16 protein-coding genes are annotated in these 16690 nt (G+C 61.0%); 11 read left to right on the top strand and 5 right to left on the bottom strand.

Annotated elements, in window-relative coordinates; genetic code table 11:
* Positions 1 to 5 precede the first annotated feature (5 nt).
* The 5 genes from ACVJGD_RS20440 (at position 6) to ACVJGD_RS20420 (ending at position 3869) form a co-directional block, all read left to right on the top strand.
* Positions 6 to 575, top strand: a complete 570-nt coding sequence (locus ACVJGD_RS20440) for a peroxidase-related enzyme (protein ID WP_456636037.1) — start codon at positions 6 to 8, stop codon at positions 573 to 575.
* 132 nt (positions 576 to 707) lie between these two features.
* Positions 708 to 1361, top strand: a complete 654-nt coding sequence (locus ACVJGD_RS20435; RefSeq protein WP_456636036.1) for a hypothetical protein — start codon at positions 708 to 710, stop codon at positions 1359 to 1361.
* A 22-nt stretch (positions 1362 to 1383) separates the two neighbouring features.
* Entirely contained in the window at positions 1384 to 2076 is a 693-nt protein-coding gene (locus tag ACVJGD_RS20430; RefSeq protein ID WP_456636035.1) for an L-fuculose-phosphate aldolase, read from the top strand.
* A 32-nt stretch (positions 2077 to 2108) separates the two neighbouring features.
* Positions 2109 to 3071: a carbohydrate kinase family protein gene (locus ACVJGD_RS20425; protein ID WP_456636034.1), complete on the top strand. Its 963-nt coding sequence runs from the start codon at positions 2109 to 2111 to the stop codon at positions 3069 to 3071.
* Positions 3072 to 3122: 51 nt separating this feature from the next.
* Positions 3123 to 3869 carry an SDR family NAD(P)-dependent oxidoreductase gene (locus tag ACVJGD_RS20420; protein WP_456636033.1) on the top strand — a complete coding sequence of 249 codons (747 nt, stop codon included), beginning with the start codon at positions 3123 to 3125 and terminating at the stop codon, positions 3867 to 3869.
* A 158-nt stretch (positions 3870 to 4027) separates the two neighbouring features.
* Here the strand turns inward: ACVJGD_RS20420 and ACVJGD_RS20415 are convergent, their stop codons facing one another.
* Genes ACVJGD_RS20415 through ACVJGD_RS20405 form a run of 3 tightly spaced genes read right to left on the bottom strand, consistent with a single transcriptional unit; the run spans position 4028 to position 5394 of the window.
* Positions 4028 to 4540 carry a LysE family translocator gene (locus ACVJGD_RS20415; protein ID WP_456636032.1) on the bottom strand — a complete coding sequence of 171 codons (513 nt, stop codon included), beginning with the start codon at positions 4538 to 4540 and terminating at the stop codon, positions 4028 to 4030.
* Complete coding sequence (locus tag ACVJGD_RS20410; RefSeq protein ID WP_456636031.1) at positions 4537 to 4653, bottom strand: DUF1127 domain-containing protein; 117 nt, start codon at positions 4651 to 4653, stop codon at positions 4537 to 4539. The genes ACVJGD_RS20415 and ACVJGD_RS20410 overlap by 4 nt, the downstream gene beginning before the upstream one ends.
* An 18-nt stretch (positions 4654 to 4671) precedes the next feature.
* Positions 4672 to 5394: a response regulator transcription factor gene (locus ACVJGD_RS20405; RefSeq protein ID WP_456640311.1), complete on the bottom strand. Its 723-nt coding sequence runs from the start codon at positions 5392 to 5394 to the stop codon at positions 4672 to 4674.
* A gap of 551 nt (positions 5395 to 5945) precedes the next feature.
* Here ACVJGD_RS20405 and ACVJGD_RS20400 point away from each other — a divergent pair.
* Positions 5946 to 6773 (top strand): DUF3313 domain-containing protein, encoded by an 828-nt coding sequence (locus ACVJGD_RS20400; RefSeq protein ID WP_456636030.1) that lies wholly within the window; start codon positions 5946 to 5948, stop codon positions 6771 to 6773.
* Between the two features lie 409 nt (positions 6774 to 7182).
* Here ACVJGD_RS20400 and ACVJGD_RS20395 read toward each other — a convergent pair whose 3' ends face one another.
* Both ACVJGD_RS20395 and ACVJGD_RS20390 read right to left on the bottom strand, forming a co-directional pair.
* Positions 7183 to 8415, bottom strand: coding sequence for a sensor histidine kinase (locus ACVJGD_RS20395; protein WP_456636029.1), 1233 nt, complete (start codon positions 8413 to 8415; stop codon positions 7183 to 7185).
* Positions 8412 to 9140, bottom strand: coding sequence for a response regulator (locus ACVJGD_RS20390; protein ID WP_456636028.1), 729 nt, complete (start codon positions 9138 to 9140; stop codon positions 8412 to 8414). Before ACVJGD_RS20390 ends, ACVJGD_RS20395 begins: the two co-directional genes overlap by 4 nt.
* Before the next feature lie 254 nt (positions 9141 to 9394).
* Here ACVJGD_RS20390 and ACVJGD_RS20385 point away from each other — a divergent pair, with 254 nt between their 5' ends.
* The 5 genes from ACVJGD_RS20385 to ACVJGD_RS20365 all read left to right on the top strand — a co-directional run bounded on the left by ACVJGD_RS20385 (position 9395) and on the right by ACVJGD_RS20365 (position 16672).
* Positions 9395 to 10486 (top strand): efflux RND transporter periplasmic adaptor subunit, encoded by a 1092-nt coding sequence (locus ACVJGD_RS20385; protein WP_456636027.1) that lies wholly within the window; start codon positions 9395 to 9397, stop codon positions 10484 to 10486.
* Positions 10483 to 13605, top strand: a complete 3123-nt coding sequence (locus tag ACVJGD_RS20380) for an efflux RND transporter permease subunit (protein ID WP_456636026.1) — start codon at positions 10483 to 10485, stop codon at positions 13603 to 13605. Before ACVJGD_RS20385 ends, ACVJGD_RS20380 begins: the two co-directional genes overlap by 4 nt.
* A 306-nt stretch (positions 13606 to 13911) precedes the next feature.
* A complete protein-coding gene (locus ACVJGD_RS20375; protein ID WP_456640310.1) occupies positions 13912 to 14646 on the top strand; it encodes an aspartate/glutamate racemase family protein in 735 nt (244 codons plus the stop codon).
* 62 nt (positions 14647 to 14708) lie between these two features.
* Positions 14709 to 15563 (top strand): VOC family protein, encoded by an 855-nt coding sequence (locus tag ACVJGD_RS20370; protein ID WP_456636025.1) that lies wholly within the window; start codon positions 14709 to 14711, stop codon positions 15561 to 15563.
* The gene (locus ACVJGD_RS20365) at positions 15560 to 16672 is read left to right on the top strand and encodes a M14 family metallopeptidase (RefSeq protein WP_456636024.1); all 1113 of its coding nucleotides are present in this window, start codon (positions 15560 to 15562) and stop codon (positions 16670 to 16672) included. The genes ACVJGD_RS20370 and ACVJGD_RS20365 overlap by 4 nt, the downstream gene beginning before the upstream one ends.
* The last annotated feature ends 18 nt before the right edge of the window (positions 16673 to 16690 follow it).

The following is a 16690-nucleotide window of genomic DNA, read 5'->3' as shown; positions in this document are numbered from 1 at the left end:
AGAACATGTCTTCGCCCGCTATCAGCCGCTTTCCCGTCCCCGACATCGCAACGCTCCCCGCGGATATCCGCGCGCGGATAGAGGCGGTTCAGGAGAAGTCCGGCTTCGTGCCCAACGTCTTCCTGACTCTCGCGCATCGTCCGGACGAGTTTCGGGCGTTCTTCGCCTATCACGACGCCCTCATGGACAAGCCCGGTCCCATAACCAAGGCCGAGCGCGAGATGATCGTGGTGGCGACCAGCAGTGCCAATCAATGCCAGTATTGCGTCGTCGCGCACGGCGCCATCCTGCGCGTGCGGGCGAAGAATCCGCTGATCGCGGATCAGGTCGCCGTCAATTATCGCAAGGCCGATATCACCGCCCGGCAAAGGGCGATGCTCGATTTCGCGATGAAGGTCTCGGCGCGCGCCTATGAAGTGGACGACTCCGACATCCAGGACCTCAAGGCTCATGGATTCACGGAGGAGGACGTTTGGGATATTGCGGCGATCGCTGCATTCTTCGGCATGTCGAACCGCCTCGCCAACGTCACCAGCATGCGTCCGAACGACGAATTCTTTGCGATGGGACGCTGAACGCTTCGGACCAGGAATCCAATGGTTTCGCTTGTCATCGATAGACGCTTCCGGGGTCCGCCCAACTCCGGCAACGGAGGCTATGTTTGCGGATGCCTCGCAAGGCATGTCGCCGGAGACGCAGAAGTAACGTTGCGCGCCCCGCCGCCGCTGGAGCGACCGCTCGACATCCTTGCGGGAGCTGACGGCGAGATCGAGCTGCGCGAGAACGACAGGCTGCTTGCGACGGCGCGGGTTGCGAGCATCGATGCTCCCGACGTTCCCAAGGTGAGCTACGAGGCGGCCGAGGAGGCGATCGGCAGAACGCCCTACGATGAGCAGACCCACAACCTCCCGACATGCTTTGTCTGCGGCCCTGCGCGTGCCCATGGCGACGGTCTCAGGATCTTCGCAGGTCCGCTGCAGACGGCGCCGATCCCGGGGAAGCCCGTCGTGTTCGCGGCGTCCTGGGTGCCTCATGGCAGTCTTTGCGGCGAGGACGGTTACGTCGCGCCCGAATTCGTCTGGGCCGCTCTCGACTGCCCGACGGGTTATTGCAGTGTGGGCGCCCGTCACCTGGGATTGAACGGTGACGAAACGGCCCTGCTCGGACGCATGGCCGCGCGGATCGATCGCCGGCCGCGCCCAGGGGATCGTTGTGTGGTGGTGGCTTGGCCGACCGGCCGGGAAGGCCGCAAGCTCTTCGCCGAGAGCGCCTTGCTGAGTTCGGAACAGGACGTGCTGGCCATCGCACGAACCACGTGGCTGCTGGTCGACCGGCAGGTTCAGCTCGGAGCAATGCCATGAACTTGAGGTCTCGGAGCAGCACATGACCAGCCGCGATGCAGAGCTCGAACTTCGTCAATCCATCATCGACGCGTGTCGTGAGATGGCGGCGCAAGGTATCAACCAGGGAACCTCTGGAAACATCAGTGTTCGAACCGATGACGGCATCCTGCTCACGCCGTCCGGTCTTCCATACGACCGCATGAAGCCCGAGGACATCGTGGCCATGAAGTGGGACGGTTCATGGATCGCGTCGGCCGGCAACGTTCCGTCGACGGAATGGCGTTTTCACCTCGACATCCTGAAATCGAAGCAGGAGGTTGGCGCCGTCGTTCATGCGCATCCGATCTTCTGCACGATCATCGCGATCATGAATCGCTCGATCCCCGCGATCCACTACATGATCGCCGCTGCCGGCGGCAACGACATCCCCTGCGCGCCCTACGCTCAATACGGCACGGCGGAGCTCTCGCAGGCGGCCTTGAACGCGCTTCGCTATCGCCGCGCCTGCCTGCTCGCGCATCACGGGCTGATCGCCATAGGTCCGAACCTGCGCAAGGCCATGTGGCTCGCGGTGGAGGTCGAGGTGCTAGCCAAGCAGTATCACGGTTGTCTTCAACTTGGCTCTCCTCCGCTCCTGCCGGACGAGGAGATCGACAGCATCCTGAAGCGATGGGGGCAGTACGGCCTGCGCGATAGCGACGGCGCGTCCAAGGGTCCCCAGCGGTCCAGCTAGATCACGGTCAAACCACTGTCTTGCGAGAACTCATGGGTTACACTCACGACGTCAGCGTCTGCGGTACTTATATTCTGGATATTCTGGGAGTCCCGGTTACCGAAATTCCGCCCGGTGGCGGCCGGTTGTTGATCGAGGAAATTCGGCTCGCGGTCGCAGGCACCGCGGGCGGGACTGTCGTCCCCTGCGCCCGTCTCGGTTTGAAGGCGCTTGCGGTGGGCGCCGTCGGCTCCGACGAGAAGGCCGACTGGATGCTGAACGCGCTGGAGCGCGAAGGCATCGACATCTCTCTCATGGAGCGGATGGCCGACAGTCCGACCTCGGCCACGATCCTGCCGATCCGGCCCGACGGCTCGCGTCCGGTCATGCACGCAAGGGGCGCTTCCGCCCGCTGGCGTATCGCACCCGAAGCGCAAGTGGCCGCCTGCCGCAGCAAAATTCTGCATCTCGGCGGGGTTGGCTCCCTGCTCGCAATGGACGGAGCGCCTTCCGTTGCCCTGCTGCAAGACGCGAGGGCGGCCGGTTGCACGACGACGCTGGATCTCATTCAGGCGCGGCGTGAAACGCTCGCGCTGGTCGAGCCGCTGCTGCCCTATGTCGATTTCTTCATGCCGAGCATTGACGAGACCAATGCCATGGTCGGAACCGACGATCCCGCTTCTTGTGCGCGGTTCTTCATCGACAAGGGAGCGGGGGCCTGCGCTATCTCTCTTGGCGCCGACGGATCGTTCGTGATGACCCGCGATGGACGCCAGTTCACGGTGCCTGCTTTCGAGATCACGGTCCGCGATACGTCGGGATGCGGCGATTCCTACACGGGCGGCTTCATCGCGGGTCTCGTCCGCGACTGGGATCTGCTCGACTGTGCGAAGCTTGCGACCGCGACCGCCGCGATCGTCGCGACGGGGCTGGGTTCGGGCGCCAATCTCGTATCGTTCGAGGATACGGTCAGGGCCATGAATACGCTCCCGGTCCGCAAGCTTAGTCGCTCCTAATCTTTTCACATCATCGCAAGAATTCATCCGGACAACAGGGGAGAAAACAGCATGGCCCGACATGCGATCGTGACGGGAGCAAGCCGCGGAATTGGCCGCGCAATTGCCATTGGTCTCGCCATGCGCGGCTACGATCTCGCGCTGACCGACATCGCAGCCCAGGAGAAGGTCCTCCTTCAGACCGTCGCAGAGATCAGGGAGCTTGGCGGCCGCTGCATCCCGGTGCTGGGCGACGTCAGCGACATCGAAGACTGCAGGCGGGCCGTGGCCGAAGCGGTGAGTGGCCTCGGGCATGTCGACGTTCTCGTCAACAATGCGGGGATACTGAGGCTGGCGACGATCGACGAACTGACGCCCGACACGTGGGATCAGACCTTTGCCGTCAACACGCGCGGCGTCTTCCAGATGACCCAGGCCGTCGTGGCGCATATGAAGGAGCGCAAGTACGGACGGATCGTGAACATCGCTTCGCTCGCGGCCCGAACCGGCGGTCCGGGACAGTCCCACTACGCGGCATCGAAGTCGGCGGTGGTCGGCTTCACGCGCGTTTCGTCCATGGAGTTCGGAGGTCACGGCATCACGGTCAATGCCGTCTGTCCGGGCATCATCGTAACGGATATGGGCCTCAACAATCTCCGTGATCCGGAGCGGGTCGCCTATTTCGAGAAGGTCACGGACCTGCACCGGCTGGGGCAGCCCGAGGATGTCGTCGGTCCCGTGGCATTCTTTGCGTCGGACGATTCCGCGTTCGTGACCGGCCAGGCCCTCAATGTGGATGGCGGCATATTCTACAGTTAGAATGGCAGTAGCCCATGAGCGACTTGGCTTCAAATTAGAAGCCGCGCTGTAGTCGGAATTCAGCGCGGCAGCGCCTGCGATGGGTTGTGCGGCGGAATAGTGGCAAGGAATTCACGGACGAATGGCGGCCTTTGGCGGACGATCAAGGCGCCGCCTCCTCAGTCCGAAATAGGGGCCAGGAAGAGATACCAGGATGCACTGCCGAGCATCACCCCGATGGGGGTCGCCAGCGTGCGATCCATGATCAGCGGTTTGTTGGTTTCCAGCGCGGACGTGACGCCCAGGTATGGCAGTATCGTCATCGGGTTGGCGGCGGCGATCAACAGGGTCGATGTATAGGCCGAAAGCAAATCTCCGCATGCCGCGCCGTGCGCCGCACGCGTGGACACGAGAATGGTTCTGAGGCCCATCAAGACCAGGACGATCCCTCCAGTGATGCGTAGCGGCGTGTGCAGGGCGAGCGTCATCTGCGTCAGCACGGTCGCGCTCACGGCGGCCAGGCAACTGAACATGCCGTGCGCTGTCACCGCACCCATGCCGCTCGCGATTCCAAACCAGACTCCGAATGCCAGCGTCCGCTGCACGCACATCAAGCCAACCGGGCCGAACGGGATAGCGACGCACAAGCCCAGCGCCGCCGCCGGCAGCAAGTGCGCGATGAACGGCGTCATTTCCAGAACGGCTTGGCTGCTTCGGCGTTGGCCTCTTGCCGCGTCTTGCCGATGTCCTTGAGATGGTGGTCATCGAGCTCCGCCAGGGCTTGCCGCTGCCGCGACCGGGGCATTATCAGCGCGAAGAGTGTTTATCTCTGTTCATCCAAATGAGTGACCTTCGTTGCGAACTGGTAGCCGCCATTGCGGACAGTCTTGAATATGTGAGCTGCGCCGCTGTCCGAAAGTTTGCGTCGCAGGCGGCTGACAAGCACATCGATCGAGCGGTCCAGCACGTCTCCATCGCGCCCGCGTGTCAGATCGAGCAGTTGATCTCGTGAGAGCACGCGGCCCGGACGATCGAGAAAGGTCAAGAGCAGATCAAACTCGGCGCCTGTTAATTCGATATTGCCGCCCTGCGGATCGACCACCGAACGGGCAAACGGATCTGCTGCGAATCCTTCGAAAAGATAGCGTCCTTTCCCGCTCTGTGCGGAACGGTCATCTTGACCGCGACGGAGCACTGCGCGGATGCGAGCGACGAGCTCGCGCGGATTGAATGGCTTTCCCAGGTAGTCGTCGGCCCCGATCTCGAGACCGATGATCCGGTCCACGTCTTCCTTCAGCGCAGTGAGCAGAATGATCGGGACATTCGATCGCTTCGACCGTAGATCGCGGCAAAGATCGAGCCCGGAACCATCGGGCAACATGACATCGAGGACAATGAGATCGATCTGGTTGGTGGCGATCCGTTCGCGTACTTCCGCACACCTGGAGGCAAGCTGCACACGAAATCCCTGCTCCTTGATGTAGCGAGCCAGAAGCTTTCGGATCTCAAGATCGTCATCGACAACGAGAATTTGCGGTATGTGCATAGGAGCCGGTTTAGTCACGTTCGAGCAGGTTGAAGGGAAATATTTGTAACGAAGGCTGTCCCCAACTCGCCTGGACATCTTTCGACATAAATGGCGATCGAGCAGCAACATTCGGTCATGCCCGGCCAGATTCCGAGCCATGTGACCCGTCTATCAAGGCCGCAGGGTTTAACTATCAGGGGGTCTGAATGCGCTCCGCGGCCACTCTCAAGTCCTACAAGGCGTTTCCTTTCTACCGACCATGGCGGGTCAAATATCGCGCGTCGCGCTTGATCCGCCTTCTGGGGAGATCGTGTTCTTCCAGCACCTATCAGCAGTTGTCGAGTGCGATGACTGCCTTGATGTTTGTTGCTGCAATACGATTGGCACCTTTTGCGGGCGGAGGCCTAGCAATAGCGCTTGTTCAAGTCCTTTTTGTCCCGACACCTTCAAGGTCGCCTTTCAAACGGGGGCTGGTATCCGAGATCGGACTCGTTCCCCTATCAAGCTACCGATCATGGATAGGAATAGCGGCAGGTTGGAGGCAACCGACGGTTGGGCAGCATCACTCGATGTCTCTCGCCATGCTAGCTATTCTTGCCTTATTGCCGGGCTGCGCGACTGCCCCACTTGTACAAGGCGCCGGTCTATCGTCCTACGACGGACTGAAACCGTCCGACGGCAAGATCACGAAGTCGCGCCTTCACGTAAGAAAGGAGCAGGTGGCGGCGGCGAAGACTATCAACATTGCACCGACAGCCTTCCCACCGGGCGTGGCGCCAACGCTGTCAAACGAGCAGCGGGCGCTTGTTGCGAACGCGGTGAATCGAGCCCTGTGTATTAGCCTCAGCGATCGCTTCAATGTCGTCACGCCGGACACTCCAGCCGACTTGACCGTGCGCGCCGGCGTTACCCGCGCGACAGCGACCGACGAAGTTGCCGCGGGCATTTCGGCAGCCACGTCGCTCGGTACAAGTTTTGTGGATACGAGTGTTCCGATCCCGGTACCGCGCATTCCGATTGGCTTGGGGGATCTCTCTATTGAAGCCGAAGCGGTCGATCGCTCGGGTCGACAGCAGGCGGCCATGATCTGGGGTAGAGGCGCGACCGTGTTTTTCAGTACGCCTAGGGCATCGAAAGCGAGTGACGCTTACGAACTGGCGGGGGCCTTCGGCGAAGACTTCGCAAAGCTGCTGAACAAGGGCGAGAGCCCTTTCGAAGGTGTCGGCATCGATATTCCTTCTTGGCAAAAAGTCAGTTCGAACATGGGTCTCGCTCCGAAGTATGCAGCGTGTGAGACCTATGGCCGCGCTCCGGGCATCGCTGGTCTGGTTGGCGGTAAGCTCGGGCTGCCGCCCGAATGGACCGATGACGGGCCGAAGGAGACTCGAAAGCAGTAAGAATTGGCAGTGCGGGTGTCAGACGACTGCCGCGCTGCTCCTTCGGCTCAGCGCACGTTCCAAACGCGCGCAGAAGCAGAATTTGCAGCCGGATCCGGGCGGAAGACTTTAGATGTACATCGCTGGTCAGCCCGGCAGATTGCGCCGACCGGGAACGGGAAGCCTCGAACTGACGGGCAATGCCAGGCTGCAAAGGTCGGACATACGGCCGACGAGCATGACAGCCACATGCACACCGACAAGGGTGCTTCGTACTGTCGCGCTGCTCATATTTGGGGTGTCCGGCGCAGGATGCGCAACCATGATTCCCCGCGATGTTGCGCCGGAGCGGCTTGCAGACGAGGCCGAACTTACCGGCGTGGACCAGCCGACGATGTTCCCCGGCGGAAATTCCAGCGGGACCCGATAGCTATTTTCGCTCAGTCGGCAGCTTCACAGTCTGAAGTAATCCTCGCAAGGGACCATTTTCTATCGTGATGGTGCCTCCGGCTCGTTGCACAATTTCATTCGCGATCGTTAGACCCAGTCCAGCACCATCGAAATGCTTCGTGCGCGCTCGGTTGGCGCGGAAGAACGGCTCGAAGACCTGTCCAATCATGTCCGCTGGGATTCCCGGACCTTCATCGTCTATGACGACGAGCGCCTCTGAAGAGGCGCTCTCGACGGCGACGCGTGCCTGCTTCCCGTGGGTAGCGGCGTTGATGAGCAGATTTCGAAACGCGCGATTGAGACCGGTTCGGTTGGCCCGCACGACCGCGGCCGTAGAGCGAGTGAGCGTGACGTCGTATGAAAGTGTCCGCAACTCGCCCACAAGTTCCGAAATGAGCATGTCTAGTCTCAGAGACTCGGGCGCCGACTTTCCGGATTCCTCCCGCACGAGGAGGATCGCACTATCTGCAATTCGATCGAGCTCGTCGATGTCTTTCAGCCACATCGCACGGTCATCATCGTTTTCAACGAACTCCGCCCTCAGACGCATGCGCGTGATTGGCGTCCGCAGGTCATGCCCGGCGGCAGCCACGAGGCGCATCCGGCCCTCCATTGCCACCTTGAGACGTGAGGACAGGGAGTTGAGCGCCTTGGCGGCGACGCGCACCTCGGCCGGCCCTGTGATCGCAAGCTCGGGCAGCAGGGCGTCGGGCCCCACGGACTCGATCGCTCTTTCGAGCAGGACGAGAGGCTTGACCATCCTGTTGGCGAAAAAAAGGGCGACCGCCATCGCGCCAAATGCAATGAACGAGAGCCACATCAGAAGTAGGTTGAAGACTCCGCCTTCCGGGGGCAGGTCGGGGATCTGCGTGATAATCCAGCCCTGGTCCAGGGGAACAGACAGTAGAGGCAGGTCGTTCTTCCGAGACACCACGACGTTGCGCGGTGCTCCTCGAGCCGCCAGCGTATCGCGCAGCCAAGAGGTTAGGTCAGCCTCGACCTCGCCTCCGGCTGGCTGCTGCTGAATCGAAACCAAGGCGGGCGCGACGCGCGCTATCTGCTGCAGCAACTGGACTTGCTCGGCCATGGGACCGACCGCTTGCCGCTCCTCCGGCGGCTTGAACAGGTAGACAAGCACTCCGGTCGAGACACTGACCACCGAAACGATCACCACGGCGATGAGCATGGCGAGTTTGGCCCGCAACGTATTCACGACCGAAGTTCCTGGAGCTCGACTTTCACGACGAACTGATATCCGCCGTTGCGAACCGTCTTGAATAGACGTGAAGCCCCTGAAGCATCCAGCTTGCGCCTCAAGCGGCTGACAAGGACGTCGATCGAGCGATCGAATACATCCCCCTCACGACCGCGCGTGAGATCCAGAAGCTGGTCTCGCGAAAGCACGCGTCCGGGCCGGTCGAGGAATACCTGCAGAAGATCGAATTCGGCGCCCGTCAATTCGATGGTGTTGCCTTGGGCGTCCGCCACGCTTCGCATCTGTGGATCTGCAGTAAATCCCTCGAACTGATACATCCTTGAATCCTGAGCCTGAGATCTCGGCTCGGAGCGGCGTCGCAACACAGCGCGAATCCGCGCCACCAATTCGCGTGGGTTGAATGGTTTGCTGAGATAGTCATCGGCTCCCATCTCAAGTCCGACGATGCGATCAACGTCCTCCTTGAGAGCGGTCAGAAGAATGACCGGGACCGTGTTCCGTCTCGCTCTCAAATCTCGGCATGCGTCGAGGCCAGACCCATCCGGCAGCATGACGTCCAGGACGACCAGATCGATCTGATCGCTCGCGATGCGCTCGCGGAGTTCGCCGCAGCTTGAGGCCAGCAGGACGCGAAATGCCTGTCCTTCGACATAACGAGCGAGCAGTTTTCGGATCTCCGGGTCGTCGTCGACCACCAGGATCTGCGGCGTGTGTGCACTCATGAACCTTCGTTCGTCGATGGCTTGGAAGTTACCTTCTACAGCGAAGTGCAGGCGAAAGAAGCCATGATTCGTGACAAATTGCGGCGCCGGACCATTCTAGCAACATTTCGACACAAATGGGCGACGGGCAAGACAATCAGACACAAATTGTTCTACGCGAGCAAAGCTCCCGCTCTAATCGGGTATCCGCAACCGTTCAGTGAAGCCGACAACGAGGCATTCGTTCGTCAAACGAGCACAGAGGAAGACGTAGGATGATTGCTATTGCCGAACGCAGGCGCGCGTGGGCCGCTTCCATCGCGGTTCTTCTGCTCCTCCATTCCGCCGCCCTCGCGGAAGGTCCCTCGGTGGCAATGACAGTCATCGCCGCGTCGGTAGAGAAGTCGCCGGTCACGAGGGGTATCACCGCAACGGGAAGCGTTGTCGCCTGGCGCGAAATACCGGTCAGCTCAGAAGCCGGCGGTCTCGCCGTGACCGCGATCGTGGTCGACGAGGGCGACGTGGTTGAAAAAGGTCAGATCCTGGCGCGCCTCAACCAGGATCTTACAATTGCGGGAATATCGAAGCAGAGGGCAGCGGTTGACGAACTTCAGGCGAGTCTTGCAATCGCCAGGTCGGACGCCGCACGGGCGCATTCCGTCTCGTCTGGAGTGATCAGCGCCCAGACGATCGAGCAGCGCGAGACGCTCGTCAAGACGACGGAAGCCAGGTTGGAGGCCGCGCAGGCGCAACTGGACGAAGTCGAAGCGCGGCACCAACAAACGGTCATTGTGGCTCCAGCCGCAGGCACGATCGCATCTCGATCTGTTGCGATAGGTCAGGTGATCCAGACCGGAGCCGAAATGTTCCGGCTCATTCAGGATAACCGCATCGAGGTCGACGCTCGCGTGCTCGAGTCGGATCTGCTTGCGGTCGTCGCCGGGCAATCTGCAACGATTTTGGGTCCTGGCGGCAAGTCCGAGCAGGGCATCGTTCGAATCGTATCGCCGATCGTCGATCCCAAGACCCGCTTGGGTACGGTCCGCATTGCGCTCTCCAGCGACACGCAGTTGATGCCTGGCATGTTTGCGCGTGTGGAGATTGCGGTCGAAAGCAAACTTGCGCTGACCGTTCCGCTCAAGGCGCTGGTCTGGCGCGACGCCAAGGCGCACGTCTTCAAGGTCGGTCGCGGCAATCTGGTGTCGCTGACCGAAGTCAGGATCGGCGGAGGGGCAACCGACAACGTAGAAGTGCTGCGGGGGTTGGATGCGGGAGATCGCATTGTGACCCAGGGTGCCGGCCTTCTGAACGACGGCGATGTCGTGAATGTCAGAACCGCGTTCGTGAAGGGCGGTGCTGTGCGATGAACAAGATCTCCAGTTGGGCGATCCGCAATCCGATGGCAACCACGATCCTGTTCCTGTTGCTGACGCTGTCGGGCTTGGTCGGATTTTCGAAGCTTCGGCTCAACAGCATGCCTGACATGGACATCCCTACGGTGACCGTCAGTGTCTCCTGGGCTGGAGCCGCGCCGACGGAGATCGAAACGCAGATTACGCGTTTCGTTGAAGACAGCGTCGCCGGATTGGGTGCCGTCAATCGCACGCGTTCGATCGTGAACGAGGGGCTCTCTTTGACCATGGTCGAATTCGCAATCGGAACAGACATCGACCGGGCAACGAACGACGTGCGCGATGCGATCGTATCGATTCGTTCAAAACTGCCTCAGGGGGCTGTCGATCCCATGATCCGGCGCGTCGAGGCGACCGGACTGGCCATCCTCACGTTCGTCGTCGACGCGCCGACGATGGCCCCGGACGATCTGAGCTGGTTCATCGACAACGACATCGCCAAGGCGGTGCTTGCGGTGCCGGGAGTATCCAGGATCTCGAGATCCGGTGGCGTTGAGGCCGAGATTTCGATCAAACTCGATCCTGACCGGATGATGGCGCTCGGCCTGACAGCCGTCGAGGTTTCCGACCTGATCAAGGGCCAGAACATCACTCAACCGGGCGGCCGCGTGACGTTGGGTGGAGCGGAGCAAACGATCCGTACTGTCGGGAGTGTCTCGGATGTTGACCGCCTGAAGGACATGCGCATCGCCTTTGGCGACGGACGGAGCGTCAAGCTGTCCGACCTGGCTGTCGTCGAGCGGGCCTGGGCCGAGCCACGCCAGAGAGCTCGGCTCGACGATCGAGAGGTCGTCGGCTTCAGTGTTTACCGGGCAGTCGGCACTGGCGAGTTTGCCGTGACCCGGGATGTTCGGAAGCGAATGGCGGAATTTGCGGCCGCCCATTCTGGGGTGCGCATTCTCGAAGTAACGTCGTCGACCGACGCGGTCGCCGAAGGATATGATGCGGCTATCGAGGCGCTTTCACTGGGTGCGCTGCTGGCCGTTCTGGTCGTCTGGGTATTTCTGCGCGATATCCGTGCGACATTGATCTCCAGCGCTGCGCTCCCGTTGTCGCTGATCCCGACATTTGCGGTGATGTATGCGCTGAATCAATCCCTGAACAACATCACGTTGCTGGCGATTGCCCTGGTCGTCGGGATCCTCGTCGACGACGCGATTGTAGAAATAGAGAACATCGTTCGACACATCCGGCAGTCCGGGAAAAGTGTCTATGAGGCCGCAATCGACGCGGCCGACGAGATCGGCCTGGCTGTCGTTGCGACGACGCTTGCGATCATCGTGGTTTTTGTGCCCGTCGGATTGATGCCGGGCATACCGGGCCAGTTCTTCAAGGCATTCTCGATTGCCGTCTGCAGCTCGGTGTTCTTCTCCTTGGTCGTCGCGCGTCTCCTGACGCCCTTGATGGCGGCGTTTCTTCTGAGGAGAACCGGCAAGGAGCACCGCGAGCCCGCATGGCTGCGGCAATACACTCGGGTATTGGATTGGACCCTGCATTATCGGTGGATCACGATCTCAGCGGGCGTGGTGTTCTTTGTGGTCTCGCTTTCGCTCGTTCGTTCTCTTCCCACGGATTTCATGCCGGCGGCGGACCGAGGCCGCTCGATTCTTACCGTTGAATTGGCGCCGGGCGCAACATTGCGGGAAACTGACCTCGCGACGCAAAAGGTGGTGTCCATTCTAAGGGCGCAGCCAGAAGTCGCGTCGGTGTATTCAGCGCTCGGAACGGAGACGTCGACGTTGTCCGGCCCCGGCGACTTGTCGACGTCGGCCGGCGAGGTGAGAAGGGCGACGATTACGGTCAACCTGATTCCGAGGTATGAAAGAACGCTTTCGCAGCAGGCGTTCGAGGCCTCGATTGGGCCAGAGCTATCGAAGGTTCCTGGCGTTCGGATCCGTCTTGGAGAGGATGGATCTTCCGGTGCGAAGATCCAGGTATCGTTGTTGAGTGACGATCCGGCAGCGCTCGCAGGAGCGACAAGACGACTGGCTCAGGACATGCGTGCGACCCCGGGATTTCATCGCGCGAGAGTGACCAGCGGCTTTGCAGGGCCCGAGCTGCAGATTGTCCCCAAAAGGGATAGGGCGGCGGCCCTTGGGGTTTCCACGACGGCGATCGCGAAAACCGTCAGCATCGCCACCGTAGGTGACATCGAACAGAATCTTTCCAAGTTCAGTCTCGGCGCCAGACAGATACCCATCCGTGTGTTGTTAAACGAGGATGCGCGTACTGATCTTTCCCGCCTGTCGATCCTTCAGGTTCCGGCCTTCGAGAAGCCGGTGCCGTTATCGTCGGTTGCCGACATCGTCTTCGGTTCGGGCCCGATCCAGATCGAGCGGACGGATCGCACCCGAAGCGAGACAGTCGAAGCGGAGTTGAGCGGGATCACCGTTGGCGAAGCCGAGCGTCTGGTATCAACCCTGCCGTCGATCAGGCAACTGCCGGCGGCGGTGACCTACAAGCCGGCAGGCGACTCCGAACGCATGCAGGAGTTGTTCGGTGGCTTCAAGCTTGCGGTGAGTTCAGGAATCGTTCTGCTTTTTGTCGTTCTTGCTGTCCTGTTCAACGGCTTCGTTCAACCGGTCACCATCCTGACCGCACTGCCTCTGTCCGTGGGTGGAGCACTTGGGCTGCTGCTCATCACACGAACGTCGATCTCGCTGCCGGTGCTGATCGGCATCCTGATGCTGATGGGCATCGCAGCGAAGAATTCAATCCTGCTGGTCGAGTATGCGATTGTCGCCCGGCGGGACAGCGGGTTGCACCGCGCGCACGCACTTTTGGATGCCGCTCGCAAGCGAGCTCGACCGATCGTGATGACCACGGTCGCCATGTGTGCCGGGATGCTGCCGATTGCGCTAGGCGTTGGAGCCGATGCTGAGAGGCGTGCACCCATGGCAATTGCCGTAATCGGAGGGCTGGTCAGCTCAACACTTCTCAGCCTGGTTTACGTCCCCGCTTTTTTCACAGTCATGGACGATCTGGAACGCTGGATCAGGAAACGCCTACCAGGGAGAAAAACTCAAAGCGCTGCGCCAAGGCGTCAGCCTCATTTCAAGCGCTTGACGTCATGACAACTGCCAGTCGAATCGCCCTTTTCATCGACGGACCTCGATGAGATGCGAGCTTCGATCGGCCGCCGGCAATAAAAAGCGCCATGCTCTCCGCGCCAATGTGGCCGGCAAGCGAACGATGAGTCGCGCAGCATATCCAACCGGCGACTTCGGCAGTTGTGAAATCCTATTCCAGAATCCGCGGCAACTATGAAGTCTATTTTCAGATGGAGCGTTCTATAAGTGCGCAATACGCAACCGGATTGCGTATTGGCGTTGCTAGTCTTTCCGCAAGGCAGACATGTCGTGTGGAGCGAGCAGCGGGAAATGCGAACGATTGGCTTGATCGGCGGAATGAGTTGGGAAAGTACCGCCGTCTATTACCGACGGCTCAATGAACAGGTCCGAACCCGGTTGGGCGGACTGCACTCTGCCGAAATCCTGATGCGGTCTGTCGATTTCGATGCCATCGTCAACCTGCAGAAGCAGGGGCGCTGGGACGAAGCCTGCAAAATTCTTGCAAACATCGCCCGCGAGCTGGAAGAGGGCGGCGCCGGCTGTCTCCTGATCTGCACCAATACCATGCACAAGCTGGCCGAGGAGGTGCAGCAGGCGGTGTCGATCCCGCTGTTGCATATCGCCGATGTCACCGCGCACGCGATCAGGGCAGGCGGCTGCAAGCGTCCGCTGCTGCTGGCGACCCGCTACACCATGGAACAGGATTTTTACGTGCAGCGCCTGCGCGATCAGTTTGCGCTTGATCCGATCGTCCCCAATAAAGCCGACCGCATCGCTGTCCATGACATCATCTTCGATGAACTGTGCCAAGGCGTCGTCAGCGACCATTCGCGCCAGCTTTACCTCGACGTGATCGCGCGCGGCAAGTTGGATGGCGCCGATAGCGTGATCCTCGGTTGTACCGAAATCTGCCTGTTGGTCGGGCCGCAACATGTTGATCTGCCGGTGTTCGACTCCACGATGTTGCACGCCGACGCTGCCGTGGATTTCTCCATGACGAAACAAGCGCCGCATCCGCGTGCGGCGCAGAGCGTCCATTCCTGAAGTGGCACCGATCTTGCCTCGAAATCTGCGCGCCGTGGATCGGTTTGTAAGAAGTGAGTGACATGGCTTTGACCATCGATGCAGTGAAGCCCGTTCTCGATCACGTCGTCATCAATGTGATGGGGAAGCTCGACGAGGCCGCCGCGCAATTTGGCCGGCTCGGCTTCAAGTTGACGGAGCGTGGTCACCACTCGCTTGGCTCGAGCAACAATCTCGCGATCTTTGGCGAAAATTACCTGGAATTGCTTGGATATCTGCCGGGGAACGAAACCAAGCGCGCCGATTTGTGGGCGCATCCACCCGGGCTGACCGGATTGGTGTTCAAGTCGGTCGACCCCGATCTCGTCTTTGCCGCCTTGAAACAGCGCGGTGTTCCGGCAGAGGCGCCGATGAGCTTTTCGCGCCCCGTGCCGCTTCCGGGCGGCACGCAGGATGCGCGATTCAAGGTGGTTCGCATCAGCGGCGAGGAGGTGCAGAACGGCCGCACCTTCTTCTGTCACCACGATACCCCGGAACTGGTCTACCGGCCGGAATGGCGCGGGCATCCCAACGGCGCCATCGGCATCGTCGAATTCGTCATCGCGTCGAAAGCGCCGTCGCGTACCGCTGCACTATACGAGCGAATGTTCGGATTACCTTTGCTCACGGAAATCCCTGGAGGGGTGTCGTTTCGCGCCGGCCTCGCCACCGTGCGCGTGCTTAAGCCGTCGGCAATTGCGGAGCGCTATGCGGGCTCAGCTCTCGTCAGCGAAGACGGCTCGGATCGCATGGTCGCGCTCGTGTTCAGGGTGCCGTCGCTCGATGTCCCGCGCGCGGTGTTTGAGAAAGCGCGGATCGGCTACCGCCCTTATGCCGATGGCATCGTCGTCAGCCATGCGGACGCCGCCAATGTGGCGCTCGGGTTCACCGCGCCATGACGATCGATTTCACCCGGAGCTTTGCCTTGGATTATGCGGGCGCCCGCGCCAAGTTCCGCGCCACTGTGGCCTCGCTGGGCGGCGCGCTTTCCGAATATCGTCATCCGACCGAAAAGGCGCCTGATGGCCAGGATCTGGTGATTGACGTGGCGCGACTGGGTGATGCCGCAGCGCCCTCGCAGTTGGTCGTGATCAGCGGCACACACGGTCTGGAAGGTCTCAGCGGCTCGGCGGCGCAGGTCGCGTGGATGCAGAGCACCTCGGCGCGGGGGCTGCCGCCGCACGTGTCCGTGTTGCTCGTGCACGCGATCAATCCATATGGTTTTGCGTGGGGCACCCGCACGACCGAGAACAACGTCGATCTCAACCGCAATTTCGTCGATCACGAGGCGCCGCATCCGACTAATCCCGGCTATGCCACGCTGTACCCGCACCTGGTGCCGGACGATTGGACGCCGGCAGCTCTTGACGCCTACGCCGCAGCGCTCGATCGTTTTCGTGCCGCGCATGGCGATGATGCATTGTTCAATGTGCTGGCGAGCGGGCAGTACGACTTCCCCAAAGGCAACAATTTTGGCGGCACCGCGCGCGAATGGTCGAACGTTACGCTGGAGCGGATCGTCATCGATCATCTCGGCAAGGCCGAGCGCGTCGGCTTCATCGACTGGCATACCGGTATCGGAGGCTGGGCCGAATCCTTCTTCCTCTGCTTCAACGAGGAGAATGGGCCGCTGCATGCCGAGGCCGTGCGCTGGTGGGGCAAGGAACGGATCGTCGGCCAGCGGCCACACAACATGGCGCGGCCGAACTACCAAGGGCTGGTGTTCCACGGCCTGACGAAATTCCTCGGTCGCCGGCCGATGGTCGGCGCTGTCGTCGAGTTCGGCACCCGGGGCGTTCATGTCCGGCGCGCGCTGCAACTCGACCTATGGCTCAAGTTCAAGGCTGAGCGCGACAGCGAGCGGGTTCGGCTTTTGAGAGCCGATCTTCACGACTGCTTCGTGCCGGTATCAGCCAATTGGCGCGAGCAAACCACCGAACAGGCGATCTCGATAACCCAACAGGCGATCGACGGACTGGCGACGTGGTCGCTTGCCGCGGCGGCCTAACACGGAGCTGAATGACAA

It is taken from the genome of Bradyrhizobium sp. USDA 10063 (genome assembly GCF_054063735.1).
This window is presented reverse-complemented; position numbering and strand designations above follow the sequence as displayed.

What these genes read in the sequence shown, in the direction of transcription:
- ACVJGD_RS20375 (WP_456640310.1), top strand. Translation starts at nt 13,912, where the DNA reads ATGCGAACGATTGGCTTGATCGGCGGAATGAGTTGGGAAAGTACCGCC.
- ACVJGD_RS20385 (WP_456636027.1), top strand. Translation starts at nt 9,395, where the DNA reads ATGATTGCTATTGCCGAACGCAGGCGCGCGTGGGCCGCTTCCATCGCG.
- ACVJGD_RS20410 (WP_456636031.1), bottom strand. Translation starts at nt 4,653, where the DNA reads ATGCCCCGGTCGCGGCAGCGGCAAGCCCTGGCGGAGCTCGATGACCAC.
- ACVJGD_RS20440 (WP_456636037.1), top strand. Translation starts at nt 6, where the DNA reads ATGTCTTCGCCCGCTATCAGCCGCTTTCCCGTCCCCGACATCGCAACG.
- ACVJGD_RS20400 (WP_456636030.1), top strand. Translation starts at nt 5,946, where the DNA reads ATGTCTCTCGCCATGCTAGCTATTCTTGCCTTATTGCCGGGCTGCGCG.
- ACVJGD_RS20380 (WP_456636026.1), top strand. Translation starts at nt 10,483, where the DNA reads ATGAACAAGATCTCCAGTTGGGCGATCCGCAATCCGATGGCAACCACG.
- ACVJGD_RS20425 (WP_456636034.1), top strand. Translation starts at nt 2,109, where the DNA reads ATGGGTTACACTCACGACGTCAGCGTCTGCGGTACTTATATTCTGGAT.
- ACVJGD_RS20390 (WP_456636028.1), bottom strand. Translation starts at nt 9,140, where the DNA reads ATGAGTGCACACACGCCGCAGATCCTGGTGGTCGACGACGACCCGGAG.
- ACVJGD_RS20415 (WP_456636032.1), bottom strand. Translation starts at nt 4,540, where the DNA reads ATGACGCCGTTCATCGCGCACTTGCTGCCGGCGGCGGCGCTGGGCTTG.
- ACVJGD_RS20365 (WP_456636024.1), top strand. Translation starts at nt 15,560, where the DNA reads ATGACGATCGATTTCACCCGGAGCTTTGCCTTGGATTATGCGGGCGCC.
- ACVJGD_RS20405 (WP_456640311.1), bottom strand. Translation starts at nt 5,394, where the DNA reads ATGCACATACCGCAAATTCTCGTTGTCGATGACGATCTTGAGATCCGA.
- ACVJGD_RS20430 (WP_456636035.1), top strand. Translation starts at nt 1,384, where the DNA reads ATGACCAGCCGCGATGCAGAGCTCGAACTTCGTCAATCCATCATCGAC.
- ACVJGD_RS20370 (WP_456636025.1), top strand. Translation starts at nt 14,709, where the DNA reads ATGGCTTTGACCATCGATGCAGTGAAGCCCGTTCTCGATCACGTCGTC.
- ACVJGD_RS20420 (WP_456636033.1), top strand. Translation starts at nt 3,123, where the DNA reads ATGGCCCGACATGCGATCGTGACGGGAGCAAGCCGCGGAATTGGCCGC.